This window comes from Bradyrhizobium sp. WSM1253, assembly GCF_000244935.1.
Taxonomy (GTDB): domain Bacteria; phylum Pseudomonadota; class Alphaproteobacteria; order Rhizobiales; family Xanthobacteraceae; genus Bradyrhizobium; species Bradyrhizobium canariense.
The window spans coordinates 7,703,979-7,729,206 of record NZ_JH600073.1 but is presented as its reverse complement, the minus strand read 5'-3'; the positions used below and the strand labels follow the sequence as shown (position 1 = coordinate 7,729,206).

At 65.3% G+C, this 25,228-nt stretch carries 33 protein-coding genes and 1 tRNA gene; 9 read left to right on the top strand and 25 right to left on the bottom strand.

The window, feature by feature from the left end; all coding sequences use genetic code 11:
* The first annotated feature begins 267 nt into the window (after nucleotides 1-267).
* Nucleotides 268-525, top strand: a complete 258-nt coding sequence (locus BRA1253DRAFT_RS37390) for a type II toxin-antitoxin system Phd/YefM family antitoxin (protein WP_007602915.1) — start codon at nucleotides 268-270, stop codon at nucleotides 523-525.
* A complete protein-coding gene (locus BRA1253DRAFT_RS37385) occupies nucleotides 522-905 on the top strand; it encodes a type II toxin-antitoxin system VapC family toxin (RefSeq protein WP_007602914.1) in 384 nt (127 codons plus the stop codon). The genes BRA1253DRAFT_RS37390 and BRA1253DRAFT_RS37385 overlap by 4 nt, the downstream gene beginning before the upstream one ends.
* A gap of 58 nt (nucleotides 906-963) precedes the next feature.
* Here the strand turns inward: BRA1253DRAFT_RS37385 and BRA1253DRAFT_RS44820 are convergent, their stop codons facing one another.
* From BRA1253DRAFT_RS44820 to BRA1253DRAFT_RS37360, 6 genes are all read right to left on the bottom strand, one after another.
* Nucleotides 964-1,134, bottom strand: coding sequence for a hypothetical protein (locus tag BRA1253DRAFT_RS44820; protein WP_007602913.1), 171 nt, complete (start codon nucleotides 1,132-1,134; stop codon nucleotides 964-966).
* 36 nt (nucleotides 1,135-1,170) lie between these two features.
* Nucleotides 1,171-1,374 carry a hypothetical protein gene (locus BRA1253DRAFT_RS37380; protein ID WP_007602912.1) on the bottom strand — a complete coding sequence of 68 codons (204 nt, stop codon included), beginning with the start codon at nucleotides 1,372-1,374 and terminating at the stop codon, nucleotides 1,171-1,173.
* Between the two features lie 18 nt (nucleotides 1,375-1,392).
* Nucleotides 1,393-2,727 (bottom strand): sorbosone dehydrogenase family protein, encoded by a 1,335-nt coding sequence (locus tag BRA1253DRAFT_RS37375; RefSeq protein WP_007602911.1) that lies wholly within the window; start codon nucleotides 2,725-2,727, stop codon nucleotides 1,393-1,395.
* Nucleotides 2,724-3,176, bottom strand: coding sequence for a DUF2231 domain-containing protein (locus BRA1253DRAFT_RS37370; protein WP_007602910.1), 453 nt, complete (start codon nucleotides 3,174-3,176; stop codon nucleotides 2,724-2,726). The genes BRA1253DRAFT_RS37375 and BRA1253DRAFT_RS37370 overlap by 4 nt, the downstream gene beginning before the upstream one ends.
* Before the next feature lie 364 nt (nucleotides 3,177-3,540).
* A tRNA-Gly gene (locus BRA1253DRAFT_RS37365) sits at nucleotides 3,541-3,614 on the bottom strand.
* 354 nt (nucleotides 3,615-3,968) lie between these two features.
* Nucleotides 3,969-6,386 (bottom strand): ATP-binding protein, encoded by a 2,418-nt coding sequence (locus BRA1253DRAFT_RS37360; RefSeq protein ID WP_007602909.1) that lies wholly within the window; start codon nucleotides 6,384-6,386, stop codon nucleotides 3,969-3,971.
* 381 nt (nucleotides 6,387-6,767) lie between these two features.
* Between BRA1253DRAFT_RS37360 and BRA1253DRAFT_RS37350 the strand changes: the two genes are divergently transcribed.
* Nucleotides 6,768-7,478: an ABC transporter substrate-binding protein gene (locus BRA1253DRAFT_RS37350; RefSeq protein ID WP_007602908.1), complete on the top strand. Its 711-nt coding sequence runs from the start codon at nucleotides 6,768-6,770 to the stop codon at nucleotides 7,476-7,478.
* 47 nt (nucleotides 7,479-7,525) lie between these two features.
* Here the strand turns inward: BRA1253DRAFT_RS37350 and BRA1253DRAFT_RS37345 are convergent, their stop codons facing one another.
* A complete protein-coding gene (locus BRA1253DRAFT_RS37345; RefSeq protein ID WP_007602907.1) occupies nucleotides 7,526-7,717 on the bottom strand; it encodes a hypothetical protein in 192 nt (63 codons plus the stop codon).
* A 198-nt stretch (nucleotides 7,718-7,915) separates the two neighbouring features.
* Between BRA1253DRAFT_RS37345 and BRA1253DRAFT_RS37340 the strand changes: the two genes are divergently transcribed.
* A complete protein-coding gene (locus tag BRA1253DRAFT_RS37340) occupies nucleotides 7,916-8,296 on the top strand; it encodes a YciI family protein (RefSeq protein ID WP_007602906.1) in 381 nt (126 codons plus the stop codon).
* Between the two features lie 9 nt (nucleotides 8,297-8,305).
* Here the strand turns inward: BRA1253DRAFT_RS37340 and BRA1253DRAFT_RS37335 are convergent, their stop codons facing one another.
* Nucleotides 8,306-8,896 carry a TMEM175 family protein gene (locus BRA1253DRAFT_RS37335; protein WP_007602905.1) on the bottom strand — a complete coding sequence of 197 codons (591 nt, stop codon included), beginning with the start codon at nucleotides 8,894-8,896 and terminating at the stop codon, nucleotides 8,306-8,308.
* A gap of 127 nt (nucleotides 8,897-9,023) precedes the next feature.
* Between BRA1253DRAFT_RS37335 and BRA1253DRAFT_RS37330 the strand changes: the two genes are divergently transcribed.
* The gene (locus BRA1253DRAFT_RS37330) at nucleotides 9,024-11,081 is read left to right on the top strand and encodes an ATP-dependent helicase (protein ID WP_007602902.1); all 2,058 of its coding nucleotides are present in this window, start codon (nucleotides 9,024-9,026) and stop codon (nucleotides 11,079-11,081) included.
* 6 nt (nucleotides 11,082-11,087) lie between these two features.
* Here the strand turns inward: BRA1253DRAFT_RS37330 and BRA1253DRAFT_RS37325 are convergent, their stop codons facing one another.
* Genes BRA1253DRAFT_RS37325 through BRA1253DRAFT_RS37315 form a run of 3 tightly spaced genes read right to left on the bottom strand, consistent with a single transcriptional unit; the run spans nucleotide 11,088 to nucleotide 14,205 of the window.
* Nucleotides 11,088-12,335: an amidohydrolase family protein gene (locus tag BRA1253DRAFT_RS37325; protein WP_007602901.1), complete on the bottom strand. Its 1,248-nt coding sequence runs from the start codon at nucleotides 12,333-12,335 to the stop codon at nucleotides 11,088-11,090.
* Nucleotides 12,336-12,352: 17 nt separating this feature from the next.
* Nucleotides 12,353-12,850: a GAF domain-containing protein gene (locus BRA1253DRAFT_RS37320; RefSeq protein WP_007602900.1), complete on the bottom strand. Its 498-nt coding sequence runs from the start codon at nucleotides 12,848-12,850 to the stop codon at nucleotides 12,353-12,355.
* On the bottom strand, nucleotides 12,847-14,205 hold the full coding sequence (locus BRA1253DRAFT_RS37315; RefSeq protein WP_007602899.1) for an MFS transporter: 1,359 nt from the start codon (nucleotides 14,203-14,205) through the stop codon (nucleotides 12,847-12,849). Before BRA1253DRAFT_RS37315 ends, BRA1253DRAFT_RS37320 begins: the two co-directional genes overlap by 4 nt.
* 105 nt (nucleotides 14,206-14,310) lie before the next feature.
* Between BRA1253DRAFT_RS37315 and BRA1253DRAFT_RS37310 the strand changes: the two genes are divergently transcribed.
* From BRA1253DRAFT_RS37310 to BRA1253DRAFT_RS44815, 3 genes are all read left to right on the top strand, one after another.
* Nucleotides 14,311-15,240, top strand: coding sequence for a LysR family transcriptional regulator (locus BRA1253DRAFT_RS37310; RefSeq protein WP_007602898.1), 930 nt, complete (start codon nucleotides 14,311-14,313; stop codon nucleotides 15,238-15,240).
* Nucleotides 15,241-15,392: 152 nt separating this feature from the next.
* A complete protein-coding gene (locus tag BRA1253DRAFT_RS37305; protein WP_007602897.1) occupies nucleotides 15,393-16,424 on the top strand; it encodes an LLM class flavin-dependent oxidoreductase in 1,032 nt (343 codons plus the stop codon).
* Between the two features lie 301 nt (nucleotides 16,425-16,725).
* Nucleotides 16,726-18,279, top strand: coding sequence for an integrase arm-type DNA-binding domain-containing protein (locus tag BRA1253DRAFT_RS44815; RefSeq protein WP_245286051.1), 1,554 nt, complete (start codon nucleotides 16,726-16,728; stop codon nucleotides 18,277-18,279).
* A gap of 30 nt (nucleotides 18,280-18,309) precedes the next feature.
* Here the strand turns inward: BRA1253DRAFT_RS44815 and BRA1253DRAFT_RS37295 are convergent, their stop codons facing one another.
* The 9 genes from BRA1253DRAFT_RS37295 to BRA1253DRAFT_RS37260 form a co-directional block, all read right to left on the bottom strand.
* On the bottom strand, nucleotides 18,310-18,597 hold the full coding sequence (locus BRA1253DRAFT_RS37295; protein ID WP_007602894.1) for a hypothetical protein: 288 nt from the start codon (nucleotides 18,595-18,597) through the stop codon (nucleotides 18,310-18,312).
* A 5-nt stretch (nucleotides 18,598-18,602) separates the two neighbouring features.
* Entirely contained in the window at nucleotides 18,603-18,860 is a 258-nt protein-coding gene (locus tag BRA1253DRAFT_RS37290) for a hypothetical protein (RefSeq protein ID WP_051058500.1), read from the bottom strand.
* Complete coding sequence (locus BRA1253DRAFT_RS44095) at nucleotides 18,857-19,012, bottom strand: hypothetical protein (protein ID WP_007602889.1); 156 nt, start codon at nucleotides 19,010-19,012, stop codon at nucleotides 18,857-18,859. Before BRA1253DRAFT_RS44095 ends, BRA1253DRAFT_RS37290 begins: the two co-directional genes overlap by 4 nt.
* 73 nt (nucleotides 19,013-19,085) lie before the next feature.
* Nucleotides 19,086-19,328 (bottom strand): hypothetical protein, encoded by a 243-nt coding sequence (locus tag BRA1253DRAFT_RS37285; RefSeq protein ID WP_007602888.1) that lies wholly within the window; start codon nucleotides 19,326-19,328, stop codon nucleotides 19,086-19,088.
* A gap of 96 nt (nucleotides 19,329-19,424) precedes the next feature.
* On the bottom strand, nucleotides 19,425-19,628 hold the full coding sequence (locus tag BRA1253DRAFT_RS37280) for a hypothetical protein (RefSeq protein ID WP_007602887.1): 204 nt from the start codon (nucleotides 19,626-19,628) through the stop codon (nucleotides 19,425-19,427).
* A gap of 96 nt (nucleotides 19,629-19,724) precedes the next feature.
* Entirely contained in the window at nucleotides 19,725-19,940 is a 216-nt protein-coding gene (locus BRA1253DRAFT_RS37275) for a hypothetical protein (protein WP_007602886.1), read from the bottom strand.
* Between the two features lie 208 nt (nucleotides 19,941-20,148).
* On the bottom strand, nucleotides 20,149-21,009 hold the full coding sequence (locus tag BRA1253DRAFT_RS37270) for a TIR domain-containing protein (RefSeq protein WP_007602885.1): 861 nt from the start codon (nucleotides 21,007-21,009) through the stop codon (nucleotides 20,149-20,151).
* A 1-nt stretch (nucleotide 21,010) separates the two neighbouring features.
* Entirely contained in the window at nucleotides 21,011-21,250 is a 240-nt protein-coding gene (locus BRA1253DRAFT_RS37265) for a hypothetical protein (RefSeq protein WP_007602884.1), read from the bottom strand.
* A complete protein-coding gene (locus tag BRA1253DRAFT_RS37260; RefSeq protein WP_007602883.1) occupies nucleotides 21,210-21,485 on the bottom strand; it encodes a hypothetical protein in 276 nt (91 codons plus the stop codon). Before BRA1253DRAFT_RS37260 ends, BRA1253DRAFT_RS37265 begins: the two co-directional genes overlap by 41 nt.
* A 144-nt stretch (nucleotides 21,486-21,629) precedes the next feature.
* Here BRA1253DRAFT_RS37260 and ligD point away from each other — a divergent pair, with 144 nt between their 5' ends.
* On the top strand, nucleotides 21,630-22,574 hold the full coding sequence (ligD, locus tag BRA1253DRAFT_RS37255) for a non-homologous end-joining DNA ligase (RefSeq protein ID WP_007602882.1): 945 nt from the start codon (nucleotides 21,630-21,632) through the stop codon (nucleotides 22,572-22,574).
* Here the strand turns inward: ligD and BRA1253DRAFT_RS42485 are convergent.
* The 5 genes from BRA1253DRAFT_RS42485 to BRA1253DRAFT_RS37225 are packed head-to-tail and all read right to left on the bottom strand — an operon-like array spanning nucleotide 22,571 to nucleotide 25,143.
* The gene (locus BRA1253DRAFT_RS42485) at nucleotides 22,571-23,533 is read right to left on the bottom strand and encodes a DNA cytosine methyltransferase (RefSeq protein WP_245286050.1); all 963 of its coding nucleotides are present in this window, start codon (nucleotides 23,531-23,533) and stop codon (nucleotides 22,571-22,573) included. The genes ligD and BRA1253DRAFT_RS42485 overlap by 4 nt on opposite strands.
* A 22-nt stretch (nucleotides 23,534-23,555) precedes the next feature.
* On the bottom strand, nucleotides 23,556-23,936 hold the full coding sequence (locus BRA1253DRAFT_RS37240) for a hypothetical protein (protein ID WP_245286118.1): 381 nt from the start codon (nucleotides 23,934-23,936) through the stop codon (nucleotides 23,556-23,558).
* Entirely contained in the window at nucleotides 23,936-24,610 is a 675-nt protein-coding gene (locus BRA1253DRAFT_RS37235; RefSeq protein ID WP_007602879.1) for a hypothetical protein, read from the bottom strand. The genes BRA1253DRAFT_RS37240 and BRA1253DRAFT_RS37235 overlap by 1 nt, the downstream gene beginning before the upstream one ends.
* Nucleotides 24,611-24,922: a hypothetical protein gene (locus tag BRA1253DRAFT_RS37230; RefSeq protein WP_007602878.1), complete on the bottom strand. Its 312-nt coding sequence runs from the start codon at nucleotides 24,920-24,922 to the stop codon at nucleotides 24,611-24,613.
* Nucleotides 24,922-25,143, bottom strand: a complete 222-nt coding sequence (locus tag BRA1253DRAFT_RS37225; RefSeq protein WP_007602876.1) for a hypothetical protein — start codon at nucleotides 25,141-25,143, stop codon at nucleotides 24,922-24,924. Before BRA1253DRAFT_RS37225 ends, BRA1253DRAFT_RS37230 begins: the two co-directional genes overlap by 1 nt.
* Nucleotides 25,144-25,228: the final 85 nt, after the last annotated feature.

Below are 25,228 nucleotides of genomic sequence, written 5' to 3'. Positions count from 1 at the left end.
TGTCATGGCCGATGGGTGTCTGCTTGGTGGCGACGATAGGCTTTCGCCGGGCTAACACAATTACCCAGTTATGCGACAAACCTAACGTGATGTTATTTGCGCGCCAGGCGCAGATCACGCCTCTAAGGTCCTCTTAGCTGCAAATCGCAGAATAGAGGAATGTCGGTTCCGAATGGTGTGGAGCGCCCTTCGCAGAACAGCGGGTGAGGCGGTTGACATTGGACCATTGCATGGTCCATTTTATGAAACGTGAGGAAGGACAATGAGATGCGGGTCTCCGTCACCGACGCAAAAGGACAATTGACCGATCTTGTCCGCCGCGCAGAGGCCGGCGACGAGGTGATCCTGACGCGGCATGGACATCCCGCGGTGCGGCTCGTCCCGGTCAGGCTTCCGCCGGACCGCGCCGCCCGCCGGACCGTGCTCGAGGCGGCGCGAAGGACCGGCGGGGCCAAAGCTATCCCCGGACCGAGCGCCGCGCGCAGTCAGGACTTTCTTTTCGGCGATGACGGACTGCCGGAATGATCGCGCTCGATACCTCCGCGCTGATGGCGATCGTGCTCGACGAACCGCAGGCCGATGCTTGCATCACCGCGCTGGAAACCGCCGACGAAATCCTGATCTCGGCGGCCTCCATTGCAGAAAGCCTGATCGTCGCGGCACGGCGGGGCGTCGACGAAGAAATGAACAAGCTGATCAACGATCTCGGTTTGAACGTGATCTCGGTGACCCAAGCATCGGCCGAACGCGTGGCGCAGATCTACTCGCGTTGGGGCAAAGGCATTCGTCCTGCCGGTCTCAACTTTGGTGACTGCTTCGCCTACGATGTCGCCAAGGAGCATGGCTGCGCACTTCTTTACGTCGGCGACGACTTTGCCAAGACGGATATCGTTGCAGCGGCGTAAGTCGACGACTGCCGGGGCGGCGACTTACCGGCCGAACAGAAAAGCCGCGGGGCACCCGTCAGGCTGTATGGCCGGGATCGACGTGCTTCGGCGTTTTCTTGTCGCGTTGGGGCGTCATCCTGGCCGGATCCGGCGCATCCGGCACGCCACGCGGCCCGAGCTGGTCGCGCTGAATGTCGTCTTCGGAGCGGGAGGGTTCAATGCCGTTCGGCTCACGGGGCTTGGTCATCGCAGCCTCCTGAAGTGTTCTGCTCGGAGTGTCCCGTCAAATTCCCAGCGCGTTCTCGCCGGCTTCGCGGCCGGGCACGCTGACATGGACTTCGTGTCCCTCGCGAAGCGCCAACGATGCTGCGGCAACCGCCGACTCGAAGGCCGCCTCCTTGGTGGAATATCTGTTCCTGACATCGCCGTCGTGCAGCACGCCCCATTCGTCCTGCACCGGCACGATCGTGTATTGAGCAAGGCCCATGGTGTAACTCCTCGAGATCTATCGCTGCGTGAGCTGCGGGTGCGCCGCCGTCACCCGCCACACCGTGTTGCCGCTGTCGTCGGCGACCAGCAGCGCGCCGGTCTTGTCGATGGCGACGCCGACGGGCCGCCCGCGCGCGTAATTGTCGCTGTTGAGGAAGCCGGTGACGACATCCTGCGGCGGGCCGCTCGGCTTGCCGTCCGTGAACGGCACGAACACCACCTTGTAGCCGTTCAAGATCTGCCTGTTCCAACTGCCGTGCTCGCCGACGAAGGCGCCGCCGCGATAGGCGGGCGGCAAACTCGCGCTTGTGTTGAAGGCCATTCCAAGCGGCGCGACATGCGAGCTCAGCGCGTAGTCAGGCACGATCGCCTTGGCGACGAGGTCGGGCCGCTCCGGCTTGACGCGAGGATCGACGTGCTGGCCGTAATAGCTGTAGGGCCAGCCATAAAAGCCGCCGTCCTTCACCGACGTCATGTAGTCCGGAACGAGATCGGGACCGAGTTCGTCGCGCTCGTTCACCACCGTCCACAGCGCCCCCGTCTGCGGCTCGAAGCTGAGGCCGTTGGGATTGCGCAAGCCGCTTGCGAAGATGCGCCAGCGGCCGCTGGCACGATCGACCTCGAGGATCGCGGCGCGATTGTGCTCGGCCTCCATGCCGTTCTCGGTAATGTTGCTGTTGGAGCCGACGCCGGCATACAACTTTGAACCGTCGGGGCTCGCGACCAGGCTCTTGGTCCAGTGATGGTCGATCGGTCCGCCCGGCAGCGGCGTCAGTACCGTGCCCGGCGCGGTGATCTTGGTATCGCCTTCGGTGTAGGGATATCTGACGATCGCATCGGTGTTGGCGACATAGAGATCGTTGCCGACCAGCGCGACGCCGAACGGCGAGTTGAGATGGTCGAGGAAGACGCTTTGCGTGTCCGGGACGCCGTCGCCGTTGCTGTCGCGCAGCAGCGTGATGCGGTTGCTCTCGCCGGTGTCGCCGCCTGATGTCGCCCAGGACTCGACATATCCCATCACGATTTCCTTGGGCCGCTTGATCGGAGCACCCTTCGGCGCCTTGGATTCCACCACCAGCACGTCGCCGTTGGGAAGCACGTAGAGAAATCGGGGGTGCTGCAAGCCGGTCGCGAAGGCCTTGGCCTGCAAGCCCTGCGCAACGGCCGGGGTCTCGTCCTTCTTCCAGCCGACGATGCGGGCGATGTGCATCGGGGGCAGCCAATATTGCTGGATGTCGGGCAGCGTCGGGTTGGCGCCGGTTTGCGCCTTGGGATCGCCGCTGCCGTCATTGCAGCCGGCGAGACACAGCAGCGACGCGCACAACAGCGCCCTAGCGATTGCGGAGTTCATCGCGCAACTCCTACACCGTGGCGATACACCATGGCCCAGCCGAGCCAGCCGGTGACCGGCAGGATCAATACGGTGATGGCTGACAGAACGAGGCCGGTCGGCCACACCGAGGTCCAGGCATCGCGCGTGTGGATCAACGCATTGATGGTCGCCAGGACCAGCGCCAGCGCGTTGCCGATCAGATGCGGCCAGGCTGGCGCCTGTGCCCGCACCAGGCGGTTGCCGAGGAAATCGGTCAGGCCGGCGATGGCGGCCAGCACGCCGAAGATGACGCCGACGACCAGAAGCCAGGCCGAAAAATCCGCCCACATGATCTCGGCACTGACGACATAGGCGATGTCGGTCAGCAGCGCCCCGATGAAGCACGCGATCGGGATCGGCACCAGCATCGGATGAATCGGATGGCCTGCGATTTGCGCGGTCGAGCGCACACGCAAATTGTCTTGCACGATTGACCTCGTGTGACTTTCGCCCCGCCCGACGGCCAACTCATGCTGGCGGTGAAGGTTCCTACGCTTGCGCAGTCACCGGCGCGCCGCCTGATACGCCGCGGATGCATGCTTCCCCGGGCTAACCGACGATTTGCATCAGATGCACGCAGGCATCCGCCATGTCGTCGCGAGCTCGTGCCCTCGAAAAACGCAACGCAATTTGAACTCAGTGATCCCCGATCCCCGCAACGCCGATACCGGTTATCGCAATGCCGCCCACACCGTCACCGGCCGTCCTGTCGAAATGCCAAGCTCCAGCCGACATTTGGACTGACCTGCCCCCGGAGAGGGTCGGTCCATCGAGATGCAACAATTGTTGGGATGGAGCGGGTGAAGGGAATCGAACCCTCGTATTCAGCTTGGAAGGCTGCTGCTCTACCATTGAGCTACACCCGCGACAGGGGCTCCCTAACACGGCCGGGCGGCGGTCTCAACTGCCCAGGATCAACGGCCCAACACAAGATCAACTGCCCAAGAGTCGGCTTTCCAGCGCCTTCCCGGCCCTGCGAACAGCCGCTGGTTCCTCCCGACCCGCCTCCCCTTAACAACACCGGAATTGCTGCCTATATTGAAATCTTCCGCAACCAACGAAAGGAGGTGATCCAGTGTCTCTTACCAAGCGCTGTCACCTCGCTGGGATCGCCCGCTAAGCTTTGAATAAAGGCTTGGCATCGGGGCGCTCTCAGCCCTGGACCAGCGAGCAAGAAATCGGGCGCGACGGGGGCCTCCCCGCCGCGCCTTTTTCGTAGGTCACGCGCCTGCTGCTCCGGCGGGCGGCTCGCCGGCGAGCACCTCGCGGACCCTCAGTGACAGGTCCGCCTTCCGGTACGGCTTCCTCAGCAACGCAACGCCGGAACCGAGATGACCCTCGTGGTCGAGGGCGTTGTCGGTATAGCCGGACGTATAGAGCACCCTCATCCCCGGGCGGAGGCGCCGCACGGCCTCGGCCAATTCCTGCCCGTTCATGCCGCCGGGCATGATGATGTCGGTGAACAGCAGATCGAATTGGGCGCCCTGCTGCACCAGCGCAAGCGCGGTTGCGCCGTCGCCGGCTGCGAGGGTGCGATAGCCGAGGCTGCCGAGCTGGGCGATGACATAGCCCTGCACCAGCGGATCGTCCTCGACGACGAGAATCGTCTCGTGCCCGCGTGCCGCCGCGGGCGCCTGCAGTGGCCCGGTCCTGGTCTGCGCTCCGCCCGCAGATCGCGGCAGAAACAGCCGAATCACGGTGCCTCGGCCTTCCTCACTCTCGATCGCAACGCTGCCGCCGCTCTGCTTGGCGAAGCCGTAGACCATGCTGAGGCCGAGCCCGGTGCCGCGACCGACCCCTTTGGTGGTAAAGAACGGCTCGAACACGCGGTCGCGGAGGTCGGCGGGGATGCCATGACCGGTGTCGGCCACCGCGACCATGACGAAGGCGCCGCACGTAGCTTCGCCGTCACCAGCACCATCCAATTCGCGGTTTGCCGTCTCGAGCGTCAGCGTGCCGCCGCCAGCCATCGCATCGCGCGCATTGACGGCGAGATTGATGATCGCCGACGACAGCTGCGACGGATCGGCCATCGCCGCCCAGGCGTCGTCCGCGAGGCGGGTGACGATTTCGACGTTTCCGCCCAGGATCGGCTTCAACAGCTTCGCCGTCTCGAGCACGAGGCCGTTGACGTCAATCTCGCGCGGCTCCAGCGGCTGGCGACGCGCAAAGGTCAGGAGCTGTGAGGTGATCTCCGCGCCTCGCGCCGCCGCATCGTCGATGAGCTGGGCGATCGCGGCGAGGTCGGGCTTGTCCGCCAGCCCCTCACGGATGATCTCGATGGTGCCGGTGATGACAGTGAGCACGTTGTTGAAGTCATGCGCGACGCCGCCGGTGAGCTGGCCGATCGCATCCATCTTCTGCGACTGGCGAAGCCGCTCCTCGGTCTCGTGCTGCTCGGTCAGATCGGTGGCCGAACCACGATACCCCATGAAGCGTCCGTCGGCGCTGAACACCGGCCGGCCGTTGACGCTGAAATGGCGCGCGCGGCCAGCCGCATCGCGGCCGCGATATTCGAACTTCCGGAACGGCTCGTGGCGATCCAGCGTCGCCAAGTGAGCGCGCCATTTCTGGGGCTCGGCATCGCGGTCGAAGGCGGCGTCTGAACGGCGCCTCCCGATCAGCGCCTTGTGGTCCATGCCGAAAGCATCGGCCCGATCTGAAATGTAGGTGAACACGTGATCCGGGCCGGTCTCCCAGAACCAGTCGGATGCGGTCTCGGCATAATCACGGAAGCGCTGCTCGCTCGCGCGGGCGTTCTCCTCGGCGCGCTGCCGGATCTTCAGGTCGCGCTCGAGATTCCCATTGGCCTCGCGCAGCTCGCCATAGGCATGTTCGAGGTTGGCGCACATGGCGTTGAAAGCAACGACCACCTTGTCCAGCTCGTCGGCCTCGTAAGGCGACCGGCGCTCCAGGCGCAACGGTGGCGGCGGCCGTCCGAGGCTGTATTTGCCGACGTACTCGGCGATGGCGACGAGATGCCGGGTCACCAGCAGATGAAACATGTAGATGATGAACAACGAGACGAGGAACGTCTTTGCCGCCTGGCTGGCCAGAATGACGAGGGCCCTGTTCAGCAATTGCTGATAGACGTCGGTCAGCGTCGCCTCGACCCGCAGCGTGCCGATGGCGCGCGAGGTCCCCTGCACCATGGTGCTCAGCGGAAATTCCCGGGTCATGATCGAACGGGTGTTTCGCTCGCCGACTTCGACACGGATCGGATTGGGCCGATCGACGATCTCGCGGACCTCCGCCGCACGGATGTCAGGCAGCCGCAGAATGCCATCGAGCTGGAGCTTGAGCTGGTTCTGGTCGAGATTCCATAGGCTCTCTCCGAGGCTGCCCGTGGTGCTGCGGCCGATCTCGTCCAGCCGCGTCTCGATCAGTCCGACCTCACGATTGTAATCCAGATAGAGCTGGAGCGCAGTCAGGGTCAGCGTCACGACCGATGAGAACAGCAGCACGGCGGCAAGCAGCCGGGGCCCGACGCCGCTGCGCGACCAGTTGAAGATCCGCGACACGAGCACCGCGAACATCGGAGGCGCGAGCGCGGCGCCGATGCCGGTCAAATCCTGCTTCGCAGCCACCGGCGCAATGGCGCGGCGGCGCTTGGTATCATCGTCACCTGCGTTGCCCATGCACCACGTCCCCGAAAATGGCGGCACCTGCTCAGCCTGCCGACCGCAACCGCGAGCAAAGTGAACGGTTGAGGCCCTGCCTCAGCACGCGGTGCGCGTGGCGATCCTGTCGGCCGATGATCCTATCGGCCCTTGATCCTGTCGGCCCTTGGGCGGCCTGAGTTCGACGGGGTCATATCTTGCGCCCAGCAGCAGGATTCCCGGGCAAAGTACCACCTCGCGTGCTAGAATGACATCGGTGAAAGCCCGGAGCCGCCCGCACAGCGCGAACGTGCTGTCAACGTTGCGGACCGGCGCAGCTGCCATCTCCGGTAGATCGCGCGGCCCCGGAATCCGATGTTAGCAGGGCACGCCCAAAAGGCATGGCCAGGGAGATGCGTCATGAGGCGGATAGTCGTGGTCTGCCTGTTGCTGCTCGCGGCAGGCCCGTCGCAGGCGCAAGAAGTCATCCGGCTCGCACGCATCGCCGATATTCCCGATCAATATGTCGGCGGCGAGATGCTCCGCGCGGTCTATGCCAGGCTGAACATCAAGCTCGAATTCGAGGATGTCCCCGGCAAGCGCGCGCTCGCGCTGTCGAGCACCGGCCAGGTCGACGGCGAGGTCCAGCGGATCGGAACTCTCTCTCGCGACTACCCGACGCTGATCCAGGTGACACCTGCGATCAATTACATCGAGCCCGCTGTCTTCACCACGAAACTGCAGTTCGACGTCGCCGGCTGGAATTCAATCAGGGACTACAGCATCGGCATCGTACGCGGCGTCGGCTCGTCGGAAGCCGGTACGCGCGGCATGACCCGGGTCACGGCGACGACAAGCCTCGACAACATGGTCAAGATGCTCGATGCCGACCGCTTCGACGTGATGGTCACCGACCTCTTCAGCGGGTTGGCCGCGGTGAGGAAGCTCAATCTCCAGGCCATCCATCCGCTCTCACCGCCTCTCGAGCGCATCAGCATCTACCACCATCTGCATGAACGGCATCGCGATCTCGTGCCGAAGGTCGGAAGGATGATCGAGCAGATGGAGGCGACCGGCGAACTCGCCCGGTTGCGTGAAACCCTGATCAAGCAGGTGCTGAGCGGGATGTGACGCGGTCAGTTCGAGCGAGGCCGCCCCCTCACCGCTACCGCGGCGGCTTAGAAGCCGCAAACGCTCATTGCGCGCGGGCGCTTGCCGCGCCGGCTTTCGACGATGCGCTCGCCGCCGCTCTCGGCCGAGCTGCCGTAACAGCGGTGGTGGCCGCTCTGGTCGTGCAGATCCGCAGCGTCCGACTTTCCTGCCCGACGCGCGTCGCAGATGATCTTGCAGATGATCTTGATGGTCGACATGGCCGCCTCCGAAGTGTTCTTAGTGGCCATCAGTCGCGCCGATTTCGAGCGGCGTTCACACCTTTCGGCCGCAATCGGGTTTCGGGAAGGTTTCGTCGCCGCACCCCGCGACGCAATATTTTCCGCAGCCCCCATTGTCGGCTGCGACGGTGGTGATACGTCCTTCGGACGCGCGCAGCGAAAATCAACGAGGTGACGATGCTTTACGCCATCCTGGCCTATCACGTGGAAGACGAGATCTTGTCCTGGACGCCCGAGAAGGACGCCGCGGTCGTGGCCAAAGTCATCGAGGTTCAGGCACCGCTGCGGGCAAGCGGGCATTTTGGCCCGGCCGCCCGCCTGGATGAGACCCGAAAGGCCCGCACCTTGCGTGGCCCCGGCGCGGGCGTCGTGCTGGACGGCCCATTTGCCGAAACCAAGGAGCAGCTTCTGGGCTTCCACCTCGTCGAATACGACACGGACGAGGAGGCGATCGCGGCCGCGCGGACGCTGCGTCAGGTCAATCCGTCAGCGGTCTACGAAATTCGCCCGGTCAAGCTTTACGTGCCGGCCGACGGGTTCGGCACGACGCAAGGCTGAGCCGCGGCCCTACGCGTCCGTCCCGGTCGGCCCGACATAGAAGCGCTGGATCAGCAGGCCGCCGAAGGCGATGAACCACACGAACGGCGCGACCTGCGGCGCGAACGCCGCAACGACCGTGCCCGGAATAAACACCAGCAGCGGAAACAGCGAGGCCATGATCTCGTGGCGCCAGCCGCCCAGGATCCTCCACCACAGCCAGGCATTGAGGCCGGCGATGGTGGTCAGGTGCAGGCCGTAGAGCACGGCGACCGCACTGCTCGTGGGGTAGTTGGTGTAGAGGCCGTTGGTCACCGGCAGCAGCACGATCGACAGCAGGAAAAACAGATTGAGGATCACCGCGCCGCGGCTGCCGACGGGCTGGCGCGCCAGCCGGCGGTGATGGCTGATCCAGAACACGCCGGCGATGATGAAGCTGAGCGCAAGACCCGCGAGCTTGCCGGAATAGACCCGGGCCAGATCGTTCCAGTCGGGCGCGCTTGTGAAGACCGCGGCCCTGGGCAGATCGTAGGCGAGCAGCGTCATGGCAACGCCAAAAATGGTGTTGCTGAGCGATTCCAGCCGTCGCATCTCGAACTGGTCGGATTTGAGCTCGGTCATGCCGGGTGGCGCTTTTCGGAATGGAACCTTGGGCCGTCTTGTCCCTAGGTCTTAACATCGGTCCCGTCCAGACGCATTGCGATTCGCAGCGGGATCGCCGAGTCTGGCTGTTTCACCGGGGCGATTCGTGGCGACATATCTGGACACGCTCAATGCGGAGCAGCGCCGCGCCGTGGAGCATGGTGTGGCCGATGGTGCGACCGTGGGCGCGCCCCTGCTCGTCATCGCCGGTGCAGGCTCCGGCAAAACCAACACGCTGGCCCATCGCGTCGCGCACCTGACCGTCGCGGGCAGCGATCCGCGCCGCATCCTCCTGATGACGTTCTCGCGGCGCGCCGCGGCCGAGATGGCCGGCCGGGTCGAGCGCATCGCCCGGAAAGTGCTCGGCGAGAACAATGCCGCGATCATGCGCGACGCGCTCAGCTGGGCCGGCACGTTCCACGGCATCGGTGCACGGTTGCTGCGCGAATATGCCGAGCGGATCGGCGTCGATCCTGCCTTCACCATCCACGACCGCGAGGATTCCGCCGACCTGATGAATCTGGTCCGGCACGAGCGCGGATTGTCGAAGACGGAGAGCCGCTTTCCCGCCAAAGGCACCTGCCTGTCGATCTACTCGCGCTGCGTCAATGCCGAGATGGAGATCGAGAAGGTGTTGGGGGCGCACTATCCCTGGTGCGCAGGCTGGGCGGCCGAGCTGAAGGGCCTGTTCGCGGCCTATGTCGAGGCCAAGCAGGCCCAGCACGTGCTCGATTACGACGACCTCCTGCTCTACTGGTCGCAGATGATGAGCGATGCGACGATCGCGGAAGAAATCGGCGGCCGCTTCGATCACGTCTTGGTCGACGAATATCAGGACACCAACCGCCTGCAATCCTCGATCCTGCTGGCGCTGAAGCCGGACGGGCGCGGCCTCACCGTCGTCGGCGACGACGCGCAGTCGATCTATTCGTTCCGCGCCGCCACTGTCCGCAACATCCTGGATTTTCCGCAGAGCTTCTCGCCGCGCGCCGAGATGATCACGCTCGACCGCAATTACCGCTCGACGCAACCCGTGCTGGCAGCGGCCAACGGCGTCATTGGCCTGGCGCGCGAGCGCTTTACAAAGAACCTCTGGACCGACCGCGCCGGCACGCAAAAACCACAGCTCGTCACCGTGCACGACGAGGCCGACCAGGCCCGCTACATCGTCGAGCAAGTGCTGGCCACTCGCGAGCAAGGCGCGCTGTTGAAGCACCAGGCGGTGCTGTTCCGAACGTCCTCGCATTCGGGCCCGCTGGAGATCGAGCTCACCCGCCGCAACATTCCCTTCGTCAAGTTCGGAGGGCTCAAGTTTCTCGATGCCGCGCATGTCAAGGACGTGCTGGCACTGCTGCGCTTCGCTGAGAATCCGCGCGACCGCGTCGCCGGCTTTCGCATCCTGCATCTGTTGCCGGGCATCGGACCTGCGACGGCGCAGCGTGTGCTCGACCAGATGGCGGAGAGCTCCGATCCGCTCGCCGCGCTCGGCCAGCTCCCGGTGCCGCCGCGCACCGGCGCGGACTGGACCGGCTTCGTCCGCACCATCGAAAATTTGCGCTATTCGGAATGGCCGGCTGACCTCGAACGCGTGCGGCTCTGGTACGAACCGCATCTCGATCGCCTGCACGAGGATTCCGAGACGCGCCGCGCCGATCTGATGCAGCTCGAGCAGATCGCGAGCGGCTATGCCTCGCGCGAGAAATTCCTGACGGAGCTCACGCTCGATCCACCGGATGCGACCAGCGACAAATCCGGGCCACCCTTGCGCGACGAGGATTATCTGATCCTCTCCACCATCCACTCCGCCAAGGGCCAGGAGTGGAAATCGGTGTTCGTGCTCAACGTCGTCGACGGCTGCATGCCGTCGGATCTCGGCGCCGGCACCAGCGCCGAGCTCGAGGAGGAACGCCGCCTGCTCTATGTCGCGATGACGCGTGCCAAGGACGATCTGCACCTTGTGGTGCCGCAGCGCTTCTTCACCCACGGCCAGGCCGCCAAGGGCGACCGCCATGTCTACGCCTCGCGCACCCGCTTCATCCCGGAGCAGCTGGTCTATCTGTTCGAGCGCACTGCCTGGCCGAAGGCCGGGGCAAGCGCAGCGCGCACCGCCGCGCAAGGCCCGAAGGTCGACATCGGCGCTCGAATGCGCGGAATGTGGCGGTAACGCCGGCTACGCGCCCAGCCGGTCGAACTGGACCTTGCCTGCCTTCATCACCATCGGGATGTGCTCGCCCTGGCCGAGCAGGCAGGCAACATCGCGCAGCGGATTGCCGTCGACCACCAGCAGGTCCGCAATGGCTTCGGGCATGATGCGCCCGAGCTTGCCTTCCATGCCGAGCACCTCGGCGCCGACCAATGTCGCGCTGGCGATGACGGCGCGCGGACCGAGAATCTCGGCGCGGATGCGGAATTCGTCGCTCTGCAGACGCTGCGACGGTCCGAGCAGGTCGCTGCCGAACCCCATCTTCACGCCGGCATCGCGATAGATCGTGAGCGAACGCAGGCCGGCGTCGCGGACATCGGCGATCTTGGCCACGCTTTCGGGCGGCAGGCCGTATTGGGCGCCCTCGTTGGCCAGCGCCTCGTAGGTGACGAGCGTCGGCACCACATAGGCGCCCTTCTCGGCCATCAGTTGCGCGGTCGGAGCATCGACCAGATTGCCGTGCTCGATGGTGCGCACGCCGCAGCGAATGGCGCGTTCGATCGCAGCAGCGGTGTAGGCGTGGGCGAGCACATAGGTCTGACGCCCGCGCGCCTCCTCGACGATGGCGCGGATCTCGTCCTCGGAGTAGCCGAAGGCGCCGACCGGGTCGGTCGGTGAGGCGACGCCGCCCGAGGCCATGATCTTGATCTGGTCGGCGCCCATCTGGAGCTCCTCGCGCGCCGCCCTGCGCACGCCATCGACACCATCGGCAACGCGCGCCAGTGCGCCGACACGCACGCAGCACGGGCACGGTGCGTCGCTGGCGAGGTAGTCCGAGCGGGCCCGCATGTCGCCGTGGCCGCCGGTCTGGCTGAGCGCACGTCCCGAGACGAACAGCCGCGGACCGTCGGTGAGACCGGTCTCGATCGCCTGCTTCAGCGCATGGCCGGCACCGCCGGCATCGCGCACGGTGGTGAAGCCCCGCCGCAGCATGCCGCGCAGCAGCAGTGTCGAACGCAGCGTCACCAGCACGTTCGGCATGTGCACCTGCTGCGCCAGATTGAGCTCGACGGCGATCGCATGCACATGCAGGTCGATCAGGCCGGGCATTAGCGTCTTGCCCTTCAGATCGACGGTGCGGTCGGCTTCCACCTGGAGCGGCCGATCGGAGACCTCCTTGATCAGACTGTCCTCGACCAGCACATGATGATCCTCCAGGAGGTCCGGCTGAAGCGGATCGAGCAGAGCGGCGTTCTTGAAGAGCACACGGGACATGACGACTTCCTGTCTTATCAGGACTGGATGAGCAGCGCGGGCAGAGCGAGCTGGGCGAATGGAAGACACGCAGAGACATCGTCCTCGCCGTACCAGGCTGCCTCATGGAGCAGATTGAGCGAGCCGAGCGTGCGCCCGCGCCAGCGCACGGGCATGTTGAGCACGCTCGCGCAGCCGAGCGAAGCAATCAGCTCGTGATCGGAAAACACCTCGCGCAGATCGTCGCCGGTGCGGCCAATATAGGCCTCGCCGCGGTCGAGCACGGCCTCGGTCCACGGCCCCGCCGCCAGGCGTTTACGTCCGCCCGCGGGGTAAGGTCCGGGAAGATTGGAATACACCCGCGCTGCTTCGTTTGTGTCGTCGTCGTAGGTCAGGATCGTGAACAGCTTGTGGCCGATCGCCGATTTCAAGGCGTCGTCCAGCGCCGAGTACAGGGCATCCGGCTGATCCGCCCTGCCCTGCGCGGCCGCCACGGCGCAGAGCAGCGGATCGGACCGGCGTTTTGTTTCCCTCATGCGACTTCACCCGCCGCAATCTCTTCCAGCGAACGGCCGCGCGTCGGCACCCCCATCAGCACCACGGTGAGCGCGCCTAACAGCAGCACGCTTGTGGTGAGGCCGAAGACGCCGGCGAAGCCGAAATTGGGATAGAGATAGCCGACCAGGATCGGCGAGACGATCGCACCGATGCGGCCGATCGCGGAAGCGAGCCCGGCGCCGGTGGTTCTGACCGCCGTCGGAAATACCTCGGCGGTATAGGCATAGACGCCCGCATAGGTGCCGTTCATGAAGAAGGACAGTAGAATTCCCGCCACCATGATGTGCTGGTCGCTCTGCGCGAAGGCGAGGCCGAGCGCGCTTGCGCCGCCAAGCACCATGTAGGAGGCGATGGTCGCCTGCCGGCCGATGCGCTCGTTGAAATACGCGGCACTGAAATAGCCGGGAATCTGCGCGCAATAGATCGCGATCGAATAGGCGAAGCTCTTGGTGATGCTCATGCCGTTCTGGACCAGAAGGCCGGGGATCCAGACGAAGAAGGAATAGTAGCTGAACGTGATCGCAAGCCACATGATCCAGGTCATGATGGTGATGCGCGCCTGGCGGCCGGCGAGGAGCGCGGCGAAATTGGCAAGCAGCGTCCCACCAGTCACGGCAGGCGCCGCGGCTTCGACGACCGGTTGCGGCAGGACATGGCCTTGGCTCGCAAAGCCGGCCTCAATCCTGTCGAGCACGGCTGCGGCTTCCTTCTCACGGCCCCGGCTTTCCAGCCAGCGCGGCGATTCCGGCAGCGCCCTGCGCCACCACAGCAGCATGACGACCGGCACCGCGGTGATCACCAGAACGATGCGCCATCCGTTCTCATAGGCGGGCACGATGAAATAGCCGAGGAAGGCGGCCGCGACGAAACCGAAGGAGAAGAATCCGGCCAGCGCGCCCGTGAAACTGCCGCGGTAGCGGCGCGCCACGAACTCTGCGAGATAAGGTGCGATGATCGCGCTCTCCGCGCCGGTGCCCATGCCCGCGACGACCCGGGCGGCGAAGAAGGACGACCAGTCGTTCACCGCCGCGCTGACGATGGATGCGACGCAATAGAGCGCCAGCGCCGACATCATCACAGCACGACGGCCGATCAGGTCACCCAGCGTGCCCGCCAGCAGCGCGCCGAACAGGAAGCCGATATAGGTGCTGCTGCCGAGCACGCCGATCTGCACGCTCGACAGATTCCAGGTCGTGCGCAACACCGGCAGGATGAACGCCAGCACCGCTGCATCCATCGCGTCGAACGCGTAGCCGAGCCCGCCCATCAGCAGCAGATGTGTGTGGAAGCGCGCGAATGGAAGGCGCTCGATGCGCGCCGAAATCATCGACATGAAAGTCCCCTCTGTCTGGCGGCCCGGCACTCCGCTCATCCCTGGGGAACCATAGACAAGGAGATATTATCGTCATAATTTATAATCATGATCTAGTACATCACTGTGGTGAATGTTCTGTCGTTCCGAACGCTCGACCTCAACCTGCTGAAAGTCTTCGAGGCCCTGATGACCGAGGGCAGCGTCACGCGCGCCGCCAACGCGCTTCTGATGACGCAGCCGGCGGTCAGCAACGCGCTCGCACGCCTGCGGGACGCGCTCGGCGATCCCCTGTTCGTCAGGTCCGGCACCGGCATCCGTCCGACCCAGCGCGCCGTGGTGCTGTGGGAGCCGATCGGCGAAGCGCTCGAAACCGTCCGCGGCGCGCTCGACGAGCAGGTGTTCGACCCGCACCGTGCGCAGACAGAGTTCAGCCTGTCGATGTCGGATTACGTCGCCTCGCTGGTGATGCCGAACCTGCTGAACCATTTCGGCAAGGTCGCGCCCAAGGCGCGAATCCACACCGTTCCCAACACCGTCGTGGAGATCGCCGACCAGCTCGAAGACAATCGCGTTGATTGCGTGCTCAGCGTCTATGTCAACGAGGCGCAGCAGCCGGCCGCCATCCGCTCGCGCTCGCTGTGGACCGTCGACTACGCCTGTTTCATGCGGCGCGGCCATCCGCTCGCGGCGATGAAGCGGCTGAGCACGCGCAGCTTCCTCAACGCGGGGCATGTCGATGTGAGCCTCGCCGGCAAGACCTTGCCGTCCTACGACCTCTTCCTCGCCTCGCGCGGGCTATCGCGCAACCTGGTCGCGACCGTCAATCACTACAGCGCCGCCTACGAGGTGGTGCGCCAGTCCGACCTGATTGCGGTGCTGCCGAGCGATTTGCGCTCGCAATCCCGGCACGCGCCGTTCCTGCACGCCATGCCGCTTCCGCTCAAGGCGCCGCCGCGCATCGTCAGCCTGTTCTGGCACCAGCGCAACGACACCGTGCCGGCGCAGCGCTGGCTGCGCGAGACCCTGGTCGAGATGTTCGCCAGGTCCGACTGAAGCCGCGGCCCCCCCCCCGACACCAAGAAGAAAGGGAAACAATGGGTTTCTCGAAGCAGCATTGCGCATCAGACCCGGCTGCTTAGCTCCAACCAAACCAATCCCCTCCCCCAGTGACAGGCGCGCAAGCCGCGCCCGCAGAGACCTCATCAATGACCGCACCGCTTGAATTCGGACTGGACACCTTTGGCGACGTCACCACAGATACCTCCGGCGCGATGCTTCCGCACGCGCAGGTGATCCGCAACGTCGTCGACGAAGCGGTGCTGGCCGACGAGCTCGGCCTCGACTTCATCGGCCTCGGCGAACATCACCGCGCCGACTTCGCGATCTCCTCCCCTGAGACCGTGCTGGCCGCCATCGCGTCGCGGACCAGGCGCATCCATCTCGGTTCGGCCGTGACGGTGCTGAGCTCGGATGATCCGATCCGCGTCTTCCAGCGCTTTGCCACGCTGGACGCGCTCTCGAACGGGCGCGCCGAGGTGATCCTCGGCCGCGGCTCATTCACCGAATCCTTTCCGCTGTTCGGTTTCGACCTGCGGGCTTACGAAGCGCTGTTCGAAGAGAAGCTCGATCTGTTCGCAGCGCTGCTGTCGCAGAAGCCGGTGACCTGGGAAGGCAAGCTGCGTCCGCCGCTCAAGGGACAGCTGGTCTATCCCCCGGTCGCGAACGGCACGCTCAGGACCTGGATCGGCGTCGGCGGCAGTCCGCAATCGGTGGTGCGCGCCGCGCATTACGACCTGCCCTTGATGCTCGCGATCATCGGCGGCGATCCCGCGCGCTTCGCGCCCTTCGTCGATCTCTTTCACCGCGCGTTCAGGGAGTTCGGCCGCCCGGCCCAGCCGATCGGCGTGCATTCGCCCGGCTATGTCGCCGAGACCGACGAACAGGCGCGCGAGGAGCTGTGGCCCGACTACAAGGCGATGCGCGACCGCATCGGCAAGGAACGCGGCTGGCCACCGATGGGCCGCGACGAGTTCGTCAATGAGGCCGAGCACGGTTCGCTCTATGTCGGCTCGCCGGAGACGGTCGCGCGCAAGATCGCCAAGACCGCCAAGGCACTCGGCATTTCGCGGTTTCAGCTGAAGTATTCAGCGGGCCCGCTGCCGCATGGGAAGCTGATGAAGAGCATTGAGCTCTACGGCCGGAAGGTGGTGCCGATGGTGCGCGAGATGATGGGGTAAGGCGATCGGATCCGCTCAGTCCGTCTTCGCCCTACGGGCTTCGCCGGACACCACGCTCCGTCCTTCGCGCATCACGTTGGCTGCGCCACGCGAAGCCCGAAGGGCGAAGCGTGGTGGGGGAGGCAGGACTCGAACCTGCGAAGCCATAAGGCGGCTGATTTACAGTCAACGAGGGTTTGAAAGATCAGCTACCTTTGGAAGGATTAGTGGGAAGCTAAGGCGTCAGGAATGCATTCGCGATCCCAGCGGGTTAACCCTGAATCGCGCAGTTGTTGAAGCCAGGAGCGGGTCCGTTGACTCCTTGCCCCGATCGGGCATTTTGCCCCCTGTCTGCCCCCGGTTTTCGGGCGGGGGCAAGGGGGGGGGTCGGGTGGCGGAATACATCACGCAGAAGACGATCGAACAGGCGCTCAAGGACCGGCGCAAGCGGTCCTACGACGTCTCGGATGGCCGCGTAGCCGGCCTGGAGCTGCGCGTGCGGCCCTTAGGGGTCAACTGGTCGATGCGGACGATGCTGCACGGCAAGCGCACACGGTTCGACCTCGGGCCCGCCGTCGCCGGCCAGGACGACGTAGGCGGCCTCTCCCTCGACACCGCCCGCGCCCGCGCCGGCCAGGTCCGGCAGATGGCGCGCAACAACATCAACCCGGAGCACTACCTCGCGGCGCTCGCGACCGGCGTGTCGATCGAGACGCATCTCAAGATCGCAGCCGAGAGGGCCGAGGCGGCCAAGCCGGAGCCGCCGAAGCCGCCGTCGTGGACCTGGGAGGTCGCGAAGACGAACTTCCTGGCGGAGGTGCTGCGGACGCGCCGCGAAGACACGCACCGGGACTACCGTGGGAAATTGCAGCCGACCGAGCTGGACCGCTTCAGCGGGCGCCTGGTCAGCGAGATCACGCGCAACGAGATGGCCAAGGCGATCTCCGCCGTCCATGCGCGCGGCGCCGAGACGATGGCCAAGGGCATGGTCCGCGTCGTCAAGCGCATGTGGAATTGGCTTTCGGAGCCCGTGCGGCAGGACGACACCTCGGTCCCCGACGGCGTCATGGTGAGGCTCTCCGCCCAGGACGCCACCCGGGTCGAGGTCGGCGAGCCGAAGCGGGCCAGGCCGGAGGCCAAGCCCCCCGAGCAGAAAGCGAAGAACACCGCCCCGCCGCCCCCGGTCGAGATCGGCCGCGCGCTCGCCATCGCCCGCTGCGGCTGCCTGCCGGAGCGCATCGGACTGGGGCTGGAGCTGCTGATCGGAACCGCGCAGCGCCGGCGCACGGTGACAGGCGCGAGCGCCGACGACTTGGAAGCTGTCGGCGACGAGGCGATGTGGCTTGTGCCGCCATACTTCAGAAAATCCGGGACCAAAAGAGGAAGCCGCGCGCACCTGGTGCCCTGCATAGGATTCACCGCGACGGCCGTCGCTCGGCTCGAACAGCTTGCGAAAGCCGACGACACGAACTGGCTGTTCCCCGCGGGCAAGACGAACCGCTCCGATCGGCCGCATGCCGAGGCCGGTCTGTTCAACGACTACCTCGACGCGATGCCCGGCGTTAATTGGTCGCCGCACGGCGTGCGATATGCGTTTGCTACGTTCGGCGAAGCAAAGCTTGGTTTCGCGGCCGGTGAAGCCGGCATCATCCTGGATCACCTTGAGGGCACCGAGCCCGACAACGTCACCAGTCAATTCTACAGCAGCGACCCGCAGATCGCCCGCAAGCGCGAGATGATGAATTTGTGGATCAAGTGGTGCGAGGAGCGGACCGCCGAAGCCATCAAGGAGGACCGCACCCTCCTCGACCGCGATCTGATGGCCGCCGAGATCAGGCGCCGCCGCTACGCCACCAAAGAAAAAGCCCCGGAGTGATCCGGGGCTTCGGCGTCCCTGCCGTGTGGCTCACATGCTCGGAGCGGAATCCTTGGCCTTGCGCAATCGATCGACCATCTTCTCGAGCCGGGCGTGAAATTCCTCCGCCGTGAGTACGGTCAGGCGCCCGCGAGCGTCCACGCCGAACGACATCCACTCGGTCTCGGGATCGTCGGCTGAGCGCACGCTCACGAACAGCGATCGTCCGCCTTCGCTCTGATCGATCTTGTAGACGACCTCGCCCAGCTCGCTGTCACGCCCGAAACCGGCGTCGTCGATGGCCCCGATCGCGTCGGTGAGCAGCATCTTCTCAGTCATGGTCCCTACTCCTTCAGTTCGGCGACCATCGCGGACGCCATTGCTTCGATCTTTCCGGCCGCCTTCGTCATGCGGCCAGCTTCCGTGCGCAGTGCGTCGGCGACGCGGCTGTAGACATCGTCGGTGACATCGCGGTCGCCGGCGACGATGAACGCCATCAACTGCTTCGAGACCCCCGCCGCAGCCGCCATCTTCGTCAGGCCGCGCGGGCCGAACGCCAGCTCGGACGCTGCCTTGATGCGGTCCGCCCTCGTCTGCTTCACCACTTCTTCCTGCCCTCCTTGTGTTCGCGGTCGTAGTGCCGCAGCGCGGCGTAGTCGGCGACGAGGTTCGAGAACTCGAACGCCATGACCGAAACCGAGATCAAGGCGAGCAATCCCGCCAGCATTCCCAGGCAAATCTGAATCGCGTCCATGACCGTTCTCCTCTACGGCCCCGAGCCCGGTGGGCCGTCGCCGGCCGCCGGGCGTGAGGTCGATGCTGGTTGCCTACTCGGACGCAGGAACGAAGTCCGCCCGGCAGCGCGCGAACACCTTCTGGAGCCACTTGAAGTCGTCGAACTCGCGGTTGAATTCGGCGACCGCCACCGCCCTGATGCGATCGCGAATTCCGGCACTCAGCTCTGCGTCCAGGATCTTGGCGACTGGTTCGGTCGCAACGCCGAAAACCGTGTCCACGACGGCCTCCATGCTTTCATGGGAGATATCGTCGCCGCGCTTGCGATGGTTCATGTCTGCTCTCCTGCTCGGCGCCGCGACGGCGGCGCTCCTGACGCCCCGAGCCCGGTAGCCTTTCGGCGCCGGGCGTGAGGTCGATGTGGATGGCTGTCAGACGGCCTTGGGCCACGTCTCGACCACGTCGCCCTTGATCGTCACAGACCCGGTCACCTGCCCGTCGTCGAGGGCGTCGTACATGTCGCCGACCGTGATCCCGAGGCGTTCGCAGACGACGTTCAGGTCGGCCGGGGTGCCGTCGACGAGGACCTCGCCGGTTTCGACGTTCGTCAGATTGTAGTGAACCCGAGAAGCCATACTGTTTCCTCCTCTCGCGCCACGCCGGCGGCGCTTCTACGGCCGCGAGCCCGGTGGGCCGCTAGGCCGCCGGGCGCGAGGTCGATGTGAGTAGCGTTATGCGCGGCGTTCGTATCGGCTCGCCGTGCGCGCGTCCTCGCGCAGGTGCAGTTCAGCCAGCTTTGCGACCGCTTCGTCGCTCAGCAGCGACAGACCGCCATGCTCCTCGAACAGTTCGATCAAGAGGCGCTCCCCATTATCTGTGCTGTAGTTAGCCCCGGGGCAGCCATAGAGGTTCTCGATGTTGTTGATGGACTGGTCGCGATCGGCCATGGGTCTGATCTCCTCTCGACGTCGCGACATCGCTCCGTCTCATGTAGTCATTCTGCCTACAGATTGGAGAAAGGCGCAAGCGGCATTTGATTCACGTCAGCGTGAATCACGCGCGCGAAGAAAAGTTAGCTTCCCTTAGATGGTTAATTTGCCTGCTATACCCTGCAAAATCCGATCGAACGACGGGATTGCAGGATATGCCCTGCAATCAGCGCTTCGATTTTTTTGCGGGCTTACGCTCGGTGGGCGCGAACGTGCCGACCTCGAGCCAATCGCGGCGGCCCTCGACCTCGAGATCGCAGCGGAGCATCCGCAAGCGTCCGATGAGATCGTGCCGGCTGGCGGCGGAGCCGTTGAAGCGCAACATGTGCCGTCCGCCGATGTCGGAAAATTGCTTCACGTGCCCGACCTGCACGAGCACCGTCTTCTCTGCGTGCGCTCCCATCGCTAGGCCGGCCTCGAACAGAACGTTTGGTCTCGCCTGCCCCTGCAGCTTGCCCTCGGTGTTGCGTTCGTGCCGGTCGACGAAGACGTCGCGCAGCTGCACCATGTCGTCCGGAGAGAACATCACCAAGACCGCTTGCGCCTGATCCATGACGCGCTCGATCAGATCGCCGACGAACGGATTGGCGCCACGGCGGGCGCGCCGCACGGCCTCCTCCCACTCAATCGGCTCCAGGCCGGCGGCGCGGAGGAAGCCGAACATGGAGTCGCGCAGCGCCTGGTCGCGGCCGTGCACCACGAAGATCGTCTTGCCCCGGGTGGGCCGCTGCTTGGACTTCTTCGCCGGCGCCGCCGCACGTCGTGCCGGCTCGGCCGGTCGCGGCTCTTCCGGATCCCGGCGCCGGTGGCCGCCGCCGAGCCAGCCGCTCACCGCCGCGCGCTCGTCGGCCGTCGACAGCCGGGTCACGTTGATGTCCTTGTTGCGCATCGCCAGCAGCAGGGCGGCCAGGTGCCGCTCCAGACCGGTCTCGTTCACGACGCCCTGGACATGCCGGTAGACGGCCTTAGGCGTGATTCCTAGCCTGGTGGCGAGGCGCTCGATCAGCTGCGGGTTGATGCGTGCCACGCTATTTGTTCTTCTTGCGGTGGCGGGCGACGTTGACGTAGTTCGGGCCGACGTCGAGCAGGCCGGAGATCTCGCGCGCGGAGAACCCGCAGGCCACGAGCTTCAGCGCCGCCGTATCCGTGTCCAGCTCCTTGGTCGCGATCAGCGCCAGCAGCCCCGCGATCTTGTCGAGCGCCGGCGACGACTTGTCTTCCGCGCCCTCAGCGGCTGGCGCGCGCTTTCTTGCTGCCTTTTTTGCCATTCTTCGCCTTCTTGTCGCGGTTGAACTTCAGGACGCGGACGGAGCCCGGGGTGGATCCGGCTGCCTTCGATGCGTCTTCGTGCGAGAGACCGAGCGCTTCCAGGAAGTCCACTCTGGGCAGCGTCTCCTTGAAGCGGTCGGGGTCGTGCTTGATGGCGTCGGCCATGCACAGATACGCCAGGCTCTTCCCGATCACGGGGAGCCAGCTCGCGAAATCCGGATCATCGGCGGCCATGCGGTACCTTGGGTTGCGAATCAGCTACCCGGCAGGATGACGATCGCGGTTCCGCCCGGCAAGGATTCGGCCCAAGGATTTCCCCCAGTTATCAGTCGAAAACGACTCGGATTCAGTGGGTTAGAGTCCTATATCGGGACTCCGATGGTGAAGCGTAGGCGTTCCCCGACAGTCCCGGTATTGCGTAAAGTCGAGGGCGCCGCGCCGTCGGCCATGCCTGGATTCATCCCGCCCCAGCTCGCCACGTTGAAGCCGAAGCCGCCCACGGGCGCCGCCTGGCTCCACGAGATCAAGTTAGACGGCTACCGCGCCCAGGCCCACGTTTCCGCCGACGGCACCCGCATCTTCACGCGGTCCGGCCTGGACTGGACGAAGCGCTTCCCGACCGTCGCCGCCGAGCTGGCCGGCGCCGGCATCGACCAGGCCGTGATCGACGGCGAGATCGTGGTCGTGGTCGGCGAAAGGACCGATTTCGGCGCGCTGCAGGCCGACCTGGCCGCCGGCCGGCACGACCGCATGGTCTACTACGCGTTCGACCTGCTGCACCTCGACGGCCACGACCTGCGCGGCGTCGCGCTGCGGGAGCGCAAGCGGCTGCTGCGGGAGCTGATCGAGCGGCCCGGTCTCGGGCCGCCGATCCTGTTCAGCGATCACATGGACGACGGCGCCGCGATGTTCGAAGGGGCCGCGAAGCTGAACTGGGAAGGCATCGTGTCGAAGCGGGCGGATGCGCCGTACCGCAGCGGCGACCGCAGCGACAGCTGGCAGAAGATCAAGACGTCGAAGAAGGAAGCCTTCCCGATCGTCGGCTACGTGCCGGCCATGGGCGGCATCGCGGCCCTGCACGTCGCCCGCCGCGAGGGCAAGAAGCTGACCTACGTCGGCAAGGTCGGCACCGGATTTTCGATGAAGGTATCGGCCGACCTGCGCCGGCGCCTGGACGCGCTGCCGCCGCCGAAGGCGAAGCTGTTCGCCAAGAGGCACATCCGCGCCGTCGAGCCGACGCTCGTCGCCCACGTCGAGTATCGCGACATCACCGCCGACGGGTACCTGCGGCACCCGAGCTTCAAGGGGCTGGCGGAGGACTAGCCGATGCCTGGGGAGCTCGCGATGGCGATGGCCGCGGCGATAGCCCCCATGCCAATCAGGCCGAAGAGCGGTATCAAAAAGTCCATGCAGCTTGCAACGAACGCACGGGCCGCGCGCTGGTCGAGCGCGTTGCCGAATCCTTTGATCGCGGCGACGCGAGAGATCAGCGTTTTGCCTTCGGGGCCGTCCACAGCCACGCGTCCGGATACATCAGGAGCCAGGCCGCGAATTCCGGGTGGAGCGCGCCGCACTTTGCCGTGCCGGTCTGCGACCCATCGAAGGCCGTCACCAGCACTTGGTCCTCCAGGCGCGAGCGATCCTTCGTGCTCGCCGTGCTCCTGCCCGCCGATGCCCGCGGCGTGCCCCAAAACGAGGCCTTTACCGCTCCAACGGTGTTCGTCCCATGCCCGTTCAGGCGCACGCTTTTGCTGTTGTTGTTCGGACCGCCTCTGCTCGTCGTCGGCGTCGGCCACAAAGTAATATCGCGGCCGTCCGTGCTCCGCGCCCGCGCAACTGGCTTCGAGAGGGATTGCCCCCACGGCGTATTCCACGGCTTCCAGGTCACTTCGCACAAGTCGGAGCCACGCAGGATAGTCCGTAGACTGCTCTCCAAAGAGGACTGCAGGGCGGCACTCCTCGACGAGCGGGGCGAACTTAGGCCACAGATGTCGCGGATCTTCAAAGCCGAGACGCTTTCCGGCACGGGAGAATCCTTGACAGGGTACGGACGCGGTCCAAACAGGTCGATCGTCGCGCCATCCGACGCTCCGCAGCGCGAGCGGCCAGCCCCCGATGCCGGCGAAGAAATGCGCTGATACGTATCCTTTGAGATCGTCCGGACGGACTTCCTGGACGTCTCGCCGGTCGACGTCGCCGGCAGGCAGAGCTCCAGCTGCGATAAGCCGCTCGAGCCAGCCCGCTGCGTCTTCGTCGTGCTCATTGTAGTAGACCCCGCTCACGCAACTCTCCCCGTGGAGACGGCTAGGTATGTGCCGGCGCGCCGGCGTCCACCGGTTCTCCACGTTTTGCACAGGCCCCATGATGGTTAACGTCATCGAGCCGCGCGAACGCCTTATGCGCCGCCGTTCTGATGCCGGCCTCGGCGAGCGCCAGATCCGCGACGCCCCACACAAGCCCGCGAATGACGACGTAGCGCAGGCCATGGTCGTCGACTGCCCACACAGGATTTCCCTCGATCTCGGCGACGCGCTCGACGTACGGCCAGTCGGACTCATCGACGTCGACATGCGAAAAATCGGCGTCGTATCGCATGTTGGCGATAGCCTCGCACAGGCCAACGTCCGACAGCATCTCCCTCGTCGCCGTCGGCGTGACGCGTGGATCGAACATCTGGAGCTGCATCACTGCACCCGCCTCCAGCGGCCCTTCTCGTCCCTCTTCACCGGCCGCCTTTCCTTGTGCTTCGCGAGCATGCGCATCGTCGAGGCATCGATGGTCAGGGCCGGCTCGCGCAGCAGGACGGCGAGCGCGGCGGTCAGGTGGCGCTGCAGCTCGATAGCCGGCATCAGGGTAACCCCGTGCTTTTTGGCGGCCGCAAGCGCGTCTTCGCTACTTGCTTGCAGCTGCAGCCTCAGCGAAGAGATTTCAGAGTCGCTGTAGCACTCGCCCACCTGCTCGTCGTCCGAGCGCCCGGGTAGCCTGCTTTCGGTGCGTCCGTCCTCATGGACAATCAGACCGGTGCCTTCGACGGGCGACCACCGTGTAGCCAGCGCCTCCTCGATCGACTTAGGAATCTCGAGTGCGGGAAGCCGACACCACTCTGCGATCCGCTCATCGTACTCTCGCTCGAACGCCTGCCAGTCCCTCCGCTTCCGCCGCCAGTCGACGACCAGCGCGACGCCGAGCATGAGCAGCGCCGCCGAGAGCAGTAGCCCGATGGCGGACTGGGCCTCGACCTTCGTGAGCAGATGCCGGACCGGGTAGACGCGCGCCGGCACGAACGCGGCGACGGCGAGGGAGAGGAGCGCGCAGACCAGCATGGCCAGGCGCTCGGGGACGGTGTGGGTGGGGGTCATCTAGTTCTCCTCTTCAGGGCACGGCGCCTTCGGCTCTGCCTTGGCGTACCAGCGCCCGTGCTCGTCGACGCCATGCTCGGTGATCAGCATCGGGTCGCGCCGTCCAATCACCAGGGCGGCGAGCTCGTTCGTCGCCATTTTCACGGAAACGTCGTCACCGGGCCGGAAGCTTTGTGCGATCTTCTTTCCGCCGAAGTCGAAGGTGGTGGTCATCAGCACGTCTTTCGGATCGCACGATCCGAGGCTGACCAGTTCCTCCGAGTCAGCCGGCTGGAAAAACAGCTCGCAGTTCCGAAGCTTGAACTCGCTCATTACTGCCTCTTCCTGATCTCGCGCTTGCCGAGGGCGACCAGTCCGATACCGGCGACGACGCTGATGCAGAGAAGCGGCAGCGGGCCGTAAGCTTCGTGGATAGCCTGCGCCGCCATACCCACGACCCCAACGACGCCGACCGCAATCAGAATGAGGCCGCCCAAGAGCAACGACATGATCCCGGTCGCGTCGTCGTAGCTATTCTTTGCCTGATCGCTCACTGCACCCTCCCCTTGTCCTCGAACCACATCGCCTTTGCGACCTCGAGATCGACGGGGTTCACGACGATCTGCACGTCGTCGTCGC